At 59.6% G+C, this 3,344-nt stretch carries 3 protein-coding genes and 1 pseudogene; 3 read left to right on the top strand and 1 reads right to left on the bottom strand.

Going from position 1 to position 3,344, the window contains the following annotated elements:
• From WI697_RS27335 to WI697_RS27325, 3 genes and pseudogenes are all read left to right on the top strand, one after another.
• Positions 1-135 (top strand): annotated as a pseudogene (locus tag WI697_RS27335) (IS5/IS1182 family transposase); the annotation flags it as partial.
• Between the two features lie 377 nt (positions 136-512).
• On the top strand, positions 513-1,508 hold the full coding sequence (locus WI697_RS27330; protein WP_345960671.1) for an NAD-dependent epimerase/dehydratase family protein: 996 nt from the start codon (positions 513-515) through the stop codon (positions 1,506-1,508).
• A 5-nt stretch (positions 1,509-1,513) separates the two neighbouring features.
• Complete coding sequence (locus WI697_RS27325; RefSeq protein WP_345960670.1) at positions 1,514-2,875, top strand: nucleotide sugar dehydrogenase; 1,362 nt, start codon at positions 1,514-1,516, stop codon at positions 2,873-2,875.
• 34 nt (positions 2,876-2,909) lie between these two features.
• On the opposite strand, the gene WI697_RS27320 is transcribed toward WI697_RS27325, so the two are convergent.
• Positions 2,910-3,344: IS5 family transposase (locus WI697_RS27320; RefSeq protein WP_345960669.1), on the bottom strand; the 435-nt coding region annotated here is incomplete at its 5' end.

Genomic DNA, 3,344 nt, shown 5'->3' with positions numbered 1-3,344 from the left:
ACCTTCGGATGGCTCGGCCGCTGCCGCAGGCTGGCCAAAGACTTCGAGAACCTCTCACGGATGGCTTTGGCATTCCTCCGCCTCGCGATGATCCGGATCATGATGCGCAGAATCGCAAGGATCCGGAAATCATAGATAACTTCTCGGACGGACTCTCAAGAGTTGGAGCCCCCGGCAAACCCGGCGCGGTTCAGATCATCTTCCGGGAGCTGATGGCTCGAGGGACCAGACCCGCTGTCGCACAACAGGTTGCGGCCAACAGCGGACGATGGTTGCGCAACAGCGGGATACTCCTCAATTCCATCCTCCCGATCAAATGGGCTGACCAACTCGAGCTGCGCAGACTCGCCTGATCTCAATTGCTCGAACCGCCCGGTGCGGACCCGCATCCCGGTGTGGCAGGTGGCAATCCGACAGGATCTTCCCCTATGCCGATTGCCGACATGCTTCACATCCGGGGCCCGCATCGCTACCTTGACTCGCGATGATCTCCATTGCCGGAGCCGCCTGCCATGACCATCCTTATCACCGGTGCCGCCGGCTTCATCGGCTCGCACGTGGCGTCCCTGCTCCTCGATCGCGGGGAAGAGGTTCTCGGCATCGACGACCTGAACGCCTATTACGATCCGGCCCTGAAACGGGCGCGGCTGGCCCGGCTGGAGGGACGCACCGGCTTTGTCTTCCGGCGGTTAAATATTTCGGATCGCGCCGCGATCGAGGCCTTGTACGATCACCTGCCGCGGATCGACCGGATCGTGCATCTTGCAGCACAAGCCGGGGTGCGCTATTCTATTGAGGCACCGCACAGCTACACGAGGACAAATGTCGAGGGGCATCTTTGTCTTCTGGAACTTGCCCGACATCTGCCTGACCTTGTGCATATGGTCTATGCCTCCTCCTCATCGGTCTATGGCGCTAATCGGCAGCTGCCCTTTTCCGAGGCTGACCGGGTCGATACGCCGCTGTCGCTCTATGCCGCCACCAAGCGGGCGGGAGAGCTGATGGCCCATACCTACGCCCATCTCTACGGCCTGCCGCTGACCGGGCTGCGGTTTTTCACGGTTTATGGTCCCTGGGGGCGGCCTGACATGTCGGCTTGGCTTTTTACCGATGCCATCCTCAAGGGGCGTCCGATCAGAGTCTTTAATGAGGGGCGGATGCAGCGCGACTTCACTTATGTCGACGACATCGTGTCCGGCGTGGTGGCGGCACTCGACACCTCCCCGACCTCCGCGGTTTCCGACACCGGGGAGGGCAACGTGCCGCATCGTGTCTTTAACCTGGGCAACAATGCGCCTGTGGCGCTCGGCGACTTCATCCGGGCGATCGAGACGGCGGTGGGGCGGGAGGCGGTGAAGATCCTCGAGCCGATGCAGCCAGGCGACGTGCCGGCGACCTATGCCGATATCGACCGGGCGCGCAGCTTTCTGGGCTTCGAACCTCGAACGCCGATCACTGAAGGCATCCCCCGTTTCGTCGACTGGTTTCGAACATACCACGGGATCTGAGTCTGATGGACATCTCCGGGCCCGAAGAGGTCGAGCCATTTCTGTCTCCGGTCTTCGAAGACGCAGATCCTGATCGAGCTGTACTTGCGGTCATCGGTCTTGGCTATGTGGGGCTCCCTCTGGCTGCTGCGTTTGCCGCGCGGGGGCGGCGGGTTATCGGCTATGATCTAAATGCGGAGCGTGTGCTGCGGATCCGAGCCGGGTTTGACGATACCGGTGAGGTGGCGTCTGCCGATTTGCAGCAGGCATTGGCTGGCGGGCTTGTACCGACGGCAGATCCTGAACATCTGCGTGAGGCCCGGATTATGATGGTCTGTGTGCCGACGCCGATCACCCCAGACAGGCGGCCCGATCTTGGGCACTTGCTGTCCGCATGCGCCATCCTGGGGCCGCGGCTCGCGCCTGGCACAGTGGTGATTTTTGAGAGCACCGTCTATCCGGGGGTGACCGAAGACGTTTGCGGTCCGGCCCTTGCCGACGCCTCGGGACTGATCGTCGGTCAGGATATCCTACTCGGATACTCGCCGGAGAGAATCAATCCGGGAGATCGCGATCATCGGGTGGACACGATCGTTAAGGTCGTCGCGGGCCAGGGGGATGCAGTTGTCGACGCACTTCGACGTTTGTACGGTGGATTGAACGGCGGGCGGATCCACTGCGCGCCGTCGATCCGTGTGGCGGAGGCGGCCAAGGTGATAGAGAACGCACAACGTGACATCAATATCGCCTTCGTGAACGAGATCGCGCTCATTTGCGAGCGTATCGGTCTTTCCGTTCATGATGTGCTTGCTGCGGCGCGAACAAAATGGAATTTCCTGGATTTTCGACCCGGCCTGGTGGGAGGGCACTGCATCGGCGTTGACCCTTATTACCTCAGCCATCTGTCGCAGATGATCGGCCATGAGCCGGAGGTCATCCTGGCGGGGCGACGGACTAATGATCACATGGCCGATGAAATTGCAGACCGAATAGCCTTCCGCTTTCGCGAAGTATGCCAAGAGGTTCTTCGTCCGCTAGCATTGATATTGGGAGCCACTTTTAAGGAGGACGTGCCCGATGTACGTAATTCCCGGACCCCGCAGCTAGCCAGGCGGTTGGTCCGCCATGGATTTCGTGTCGCTATTCATGATCCGTGGCTTTCAGGGGAAAAAATTAGATCACTAGGAGAAGTAGAGGCAATTAATTGGCCAAAATCGAAGGATGAGCGCGTAAATCTTGTCGTAATTGCTGTCGAGCATCAGGATTTTCGTGAGCGGCCGCTGGAAGATTTTGTCGATCTATTAATACCGGGAGGGCTGATCGCAGATCCAAAAGGAATGTGTCGAGGGCTATCAGTATTTCCGTCGCTCAATTATTGGAGCTTGTAAAGTTGGATGCTTAAGAGTCCGTCCGAGAAGTTATCTATGATTTCCGGCTCCTTGCGATTCTGCGCATCATGATCCGGATCATCGCGAGGCGGAGGAATGCCAAAGCCATCCGTGAGAGGTTCTCGAAGTCTTTGGCCAGCCTGCGGCAGCGGCCAAGCCATCCGAAGGTCCGTTCGACGATCCAGCGTTTGGGCAGGACCTGGAAGCCCTTTGCGGTATCCGAACGCTTGACGATGTCCAGGTGCCAGACACCGAGTTCACGCACGGCGGCAGCCGTGGCGGCCCCCTGGTAGCCACCATCGGCGAAGATGCGCTCGATGAACGGGAACAGGCGGCGGACCTCTTTCAGCACCGGCAACGCACCGTCCCGATCCTGGATGTCGGCAGGCTGGATCTGCGCTTCCAGCATCATGCCGAGCGTGTCGACGACGATATGCCGCTTCTTACCTTTGACCTTTTTGCCCGCGTC

Source organism: Tistrella mobilis (assembly GCF_039634785.1).
Classification (GTDB): Bacteria; Pseudomonadota; Alphaproteobacteria; order Tistrellales; family Tistrellaceae; genus Tistrella; species Tistrella mobilis.
Note: the sequence above shows the minus strand (reverse complement) of the source record. Positions and strands in the feature narration are given on the sequence as shown.